Consider the following 5,163-nt stretch of genomic DNA (forward strand, 5'->3'; position numbering starts at 1 on the left):
CTATCCGTTCCCCACAGATTTAGAAATTCCAAATTTATCATTCCGGAAAGCTCACGTTTGCCCGCATTTTCGCTGATTCCCAAAAGCCCTTCCAAGTATGTCATTCTTCCTTCCTGAACATCAATGAGCAAGGTTTGTTCATCAAGAGGAATTATGGAGCAAGATCTTATATACTCGCGCTTTTTGATGTTTTCTTCTGCCCTGATAAGAACTTGGGGGCTTATAATATCTTGTCTCAATAATCCAGAAGCTTGAATAAGGGCTGTTTTTCGGCTAACCTTGTTTCCTCTAAATCTAAAATCTGTAACCTGCTGCTGCCCGCCTTCGTTAACATTGATGTATGCCAAAATGCTCTCTCCCATCACCAACGAATCTAACTGTACTATGGCAAAAAGAAAACCTCGCTGTTGGTACAATTGCAAAACAGAGTTCATAATATCTGGTATATCACTTAAGGCATAGTATTGATTTGTAGAAGTATAAGTATATTCGTGGATTTTGGATTCTGAGAAATATCGCAATCCGGTATAGCGAATCTGCACCTTATTGCTATCGGCTAATTGCCTTATAGTAAAGAGTAGTTTGAGGCTTCCATCAGCCAAAGGAATCAGTTCGGGAAGAGAGATTTGCACATAGTATTGACTGCTTTGAATAAAGTATTCTTTCAAGTTTTCTATAGCTGCATCAACAGCCTCTGGGACATATTGCGTACCAAGCATCAATCCGCTTACCTCAATCAAATCCTCTTTGTTCAAGGTAAAATCGGCATCAAAATCTATATCTTGGATGCTGATAGTAAAAAGCTCCCCGCAAAAGAGAAATAAACATAATGCGAGGAACAATCGTTTCATTATTCTAATCTCTATCTGCTTTCAATACGGCGAGGAAGGCATCTTGAGGAACGGTTACGCTGCCTATCTCTTTCATCTTTTTCTTTCCTTCCTTCTGCTTTTCCAATAGTTTGCGTTTTCGGCTTACATCACCCCCATAGCATTTTGCCAATACATCCTTGCGCATGGCATTAATCGTGCTGCGCGCAATGATCTTTGCGCCAATGGTTGCCTGCAATGCAATCTTAAACATATGCTTGGGAATAACATCCGCTAAGGTACTGGTAACGCTTTTCCCCCATGTATGTGCTTTATCTTGATGGCAAATAAAACTCATTGCATCTACCTTTTCGCCGTTAATGAGAATATCAACTTTCACCACTTGGGAAAGGCGAAATTCCTTGAATGCATAATCCAGCGAAGCATAGCCACGACTCACTGTTTTAAGTTTATCGTAAAAATCGAAGATAATTTCAATTAAGGGCATTTCATAGTGAAGTGCCACGCGTTTTTGATCGATATACTGGATGTTTTTCTGTATCCCCCTACGTTCTTGGGCAAGCTTCATAATGTTTCCGATAAAATCTGTGGGAACTATGATTTCTGTATCCATATATGGTTCTTTAATATATTCTATTCCAGAAGGATCGGGAAAATCGATGGGATTGTGAACTTCAATCTCGTTACCGTTCTTTAAGCCAATTTTAAAACGCACACTGGGGGTTGTGGCAATAATAGGAATGTTATATTCTCTATACATGCGTTCTTTCACGATTTCCAAGTGTAACATCCCCAAAAATCCGCAACGAAAACCATAACCAAGAGCGGCAGAACTTTCTTTTTCGTAAATCAGTGAGGCATCATTAAGCTTCAATTTGGCAATCGCTTCTACGAGGTCTTCATAATCCTCTCCGTTTATGGGGAATATTCCGCTGTACACCATTGGTTTTGGCTCCAAAAATCCGGGAAGAGCTTCTGTACAGCCATTTTTTGCCATTGTGATGGTATCGCCCACTCTGGCATCGGCTACTTCCTTAATATTGGCAATAATATAGCCTGCCTCTCCCGTTTGCAATTCCTTTTGTGCTTCAAACTTGAGCCCCAGATATCCAATCTCTTCCACCTCATATTCCTTATTGGTGCTAAATAGCTTAATTTTATCGCCCTTTCTAAGGGATCCGTGAAATACGCGCACTAAAACCACAACTCCGCGATACATGTCGAAATATGAATCAAAAATAAGCGCTTGCGTTGGAGCTTCAACCACTCCTTTGGGCGGGGGCAAGTATTCAATCACGGCATCTAAAAGGACATCCACGCCATCTCCAGTTTTGGCACTAACCATCATTACTTCGGATTCTTTGCAGCCTAGTATTTCTATCAGATCGTGACGAGTGCCTTCCACATCGGCTTTAGCCAAATCAATTTTATTGAGAGCAGGAAGAATCTCCAGGTTATTATCTAAAGCCAGATACAAGTTGCTCATCGTTTGAGCTTCGATCCCCTGTGAAGCATCTACAAGTAGTATTGCCCCTTCACAAGATGCTAGAGCGCGAGATACTTCATAGGAAAAATCTACATGACCTGGAGTGTCGATAAGATTTAACACATACTCTTGGTCTTTATACTTGTGAACCATCCTAATGGCGTGCGATTTTATGGTAATGCCTTTTTCGCGCTCAAGATCCATGCTATCCAAAAGTTGAGCTACCTCAATTCCCTTGCCTATTACATGGGTATTTTCCAGAAACCTATCTGCCAAAGTGGATTTCCCGTGATCTATATGTGCAATTATGCAGAAATTACGAATGTATTTTTGCTCCATGTTAAAACCTCAATATCTCTAACATACATGATTATTGATTCCATATGTTGATTGTCAGAATAATGGTAAGGGAGGATTTGTCAAGCAGAGGATTTGCTTAAGGAATCATTTAAACTCTTCAATTTATAAGGTCATATCGGATTCCGGATGACAATCTGCCAATGTATCTTGATATTGTTCTGGCAGAAAAACAAATTTATCTGGTTTATGGAACAGCTTTTGAATAACTTATCTATATAAATTACCATTTCTTTCAAGGATGGAAAAAGATGCATATAACTATCTCATCAAAGGCTAAAGACTATTTGTTGAAGAAGCTAAACTACTTCAACTCCAGGCAGCGCGTAGCCAGAATTGTACTAACCGAACGTAGCTGCAGCGGAGCAAAGTTTCGCATCTTTTTTGAGCCAGTTCATATAAGTGACAAAGAAGTTGTAATAGATGGTGTTTCAATCTATCTGCCATCGGAATTATTGGATGAATTTGACGGTTTCTCTTTGGACGTGGAGCAATTCTTCTTCGCTCCCAGGCTTGTGATAGAACCAATAACACAGAGTTATCGTTGTAATTGCGAACAAAAATGTTACAAGTCGGATTTGAGCCCGGCACATAAATGAGGACATAATACATGAAAAGAATTCTAATTACCACAATCTTGGGTCTGTTATACCTATGGCTTATCGCCGCACCTCACAGCTATTTATCTATCGAGGTTGAGCAGCCTGATGGCAATAAGATCAAAATCTTTGCTTCTGGAGATGAATTCCATAATTGGTTGCACGACAAAGAAAACTATACGATTATAAAAGATGACGCTGGATACTATGTGTATGCCAGGCAGGATAATGAACATCTTGCTCCTACTTCACTTATTGTAGGTAAAGACCACCCATCCAAGCTCCAACTACCTAAGGGGCTAAACCTATCAAAAAGACTGATACAGGAAAAATACGATAGACTTGCTAACATGAGAGATTACTCAAACGCAAAATCCCCCCATGAAGGAAACTTCAACAATCTGGTTGTGTTCATCAGATTTAGCGACAGTCCCGAATTTTCCTATCCCATATCCTATTACGACTCTATCTTTAATGATGATGCCCCTGATGCCAACTCTATGAAAAACTATTTTTTGGCAGCTTCTTATGATATGCTGGAAGTGGATTCTTTTTTCTTCCCCCAACCGAATGGGCAAGTCATTGTTAGCTATGTGGATAGTCATCCCCGTGGCTATTACAGTCCCCAAAGTATTAGCAACCCAATTGGCTACAATGCAAACGACGATTGGGCGCGAACTGAGCGCGAACACGCTCTTTTGGCTAATGCCTCCTGGTATGTGGCAGATCTAATCCCCAGCGATATTAATGTTGATGGGGATGACGATGGCTATGTGGATAACGTCTGCTTCATTATTCAGGGCTCTCCAGATGGATGGGCAGAATTGCTTTGGCCTCATCGTTGGGTTCTATATAATGAAGTAGCAATTATTCAAAACGCTCGAGTATGGGATTTTAATTTTCAACTAGAAACATCACTTGGAAGCAGCGGCGCAAGTGTTTTATCTCATGAAATGTTCCATTCTCTGGGAGCTCCAGATTTATACCGATATGTGGATAACACCATCGCACCCATTGGTAGCTGGGACCTTATGGCTTCAAACACCAATCCTCCTCAGCACATGAGCGCATGGATGAAACATCGCTATGGGCAATGGCTTCCTGAACCATCCGTAATTTCACAATCTGGTAATTATACCTTATACCCCGTAGCAGGTTCATCGACCAATAATATATACTTAGTAAATTCATGGCTAGACAATGAACAATACGTTTTGGAGTATCGAAAACCTCATGGAATTTACGATAATACTCTTCCCGGTGAAGGGCTACTGGTATACCGACTTAACGATAGTTACGAAGGAAATGCCGATGGTCCTCCGGACGAACTGTATATTTATCGACCTGGAGCAAATGATAATTATACTCAGGGTAACTTATCTCAAGCTGCGATGTCAGAACAATCCGGAAGGACATTTATGAATGAATCTACTAGCCCCAGTGGCTTTGGCACAAATAGTAATCCCGGCGGGCTATATATTTACAACGTTGGTGCGGCTGGAAATTCCATCACGTTCGATATTCGCTTTACTGATATCCATCTTAGCCACCCCAGAGGTGAAGAAACATGGTTCTCGGGCGCTTCAAAAACAATTACTTGGGTTTCACGAAATCCAAACGGCTCTGTTAAGATAGAGTTTAGCAGCAATGGTGGTGATAGCTGGCAAACTATAACTTCTAGCGCCCCCAATAATGGTTCCTATCTTTGGGAAAGCATTCCAGTACTGAATTCTGATAATTGCTTGATCAAGATTAGCCAAAACTTCAGCTCGAATTGGGATACGAGCATGAAACCGTTTACTATCATCAGTGGAATAGCTGTCCCCACTTTGCTAGATCCGCCCAATATGGCGCAGGAAACTCCTACCAATCCCACTTTTAGTTGGAATAC

At 40.9% G+C, this 5,163-nt stretch carries 4 protein-coding genes; 2 read left to right on the forward strand and 2 right to left on the reverse strand.

Features of this window, described 5'->3' with window-relative positions; all coding sequences use genetic code 11:
- Positions 1-851 (reverse strand): hypothetical protein (locus LHW48_10550; GenBank protein MCB5260886.1); only part of this gene is annotated, 851 nt, incomplete at its 3' end.
- 4 nt (positions 852-855) lie between these two features.
- Positions 856-2,655, reverse strand: coding sequence for a translation elongation factor 4 (lepA, locus tag LHW48_10555; GenBank protein ID MCB5260887.1), 1,800 nt, complete (start codon positions 2,653-2,655; stop codon positions 856-858).
- Positions 2,656-2,924: 269 nt separating this feature from the next.
- Here lepA and LHW48_10560 point away from each other — a divergent pair, with 269 nt between their 5' ends.
- Together LHW48_10560 and LHW48_10565 are read left to right on the forward strand one after the other, a co-directional pair.
- The gene (locus LHW48_10560; protein MCB5260888.1) at positions 2,925-3,272 is read left to right on the forward strand and encodes an iron-sulfur cluster biosynthesis family protein; all 348 of its coding nucleotides are present in this window, start codon (positions 2,925-2,927) and stop codon (positions 3,270-3,272) included.
- A gap of 11 nt (positions 3,273-3,283) precedes the next feature.
- On the forward strand, positions 3,284-5,163 hold a 1,880-nt coding region (locus LHW48_10565), incomplete at its 3' end, for a M6 family metalloprotease domain-containing protein (GenBank protein ID MCB5260889.1).

The organism is Candidatus Cloacimonadota bacterium, from assembly GCA_020532355.1.
In the GTDB taxonomy this organism is placed as follows: domain Bacteria; phylum Cloacimonadota; class Cloacimonadia; order Cloacimonadales; family Cloacimonadaceae; genus UBA5456.

Excerpts from the sequence above, each read along its gene's own strand:
- lepA (MCB5260887.1), bottom strand. The coding sequence starts at position 2,655 with ATGGAGCAAAAATACATTCGTAATTTCTGCATAATTGCACATATAGAT.
- LHW48_10560 (MCB5260888.1), top strand. The coding sequence starts at position 2,925 with ATGCATATAACTATCTCATCAAAGGCTAAAGACTATTTGTTGAAGAAG.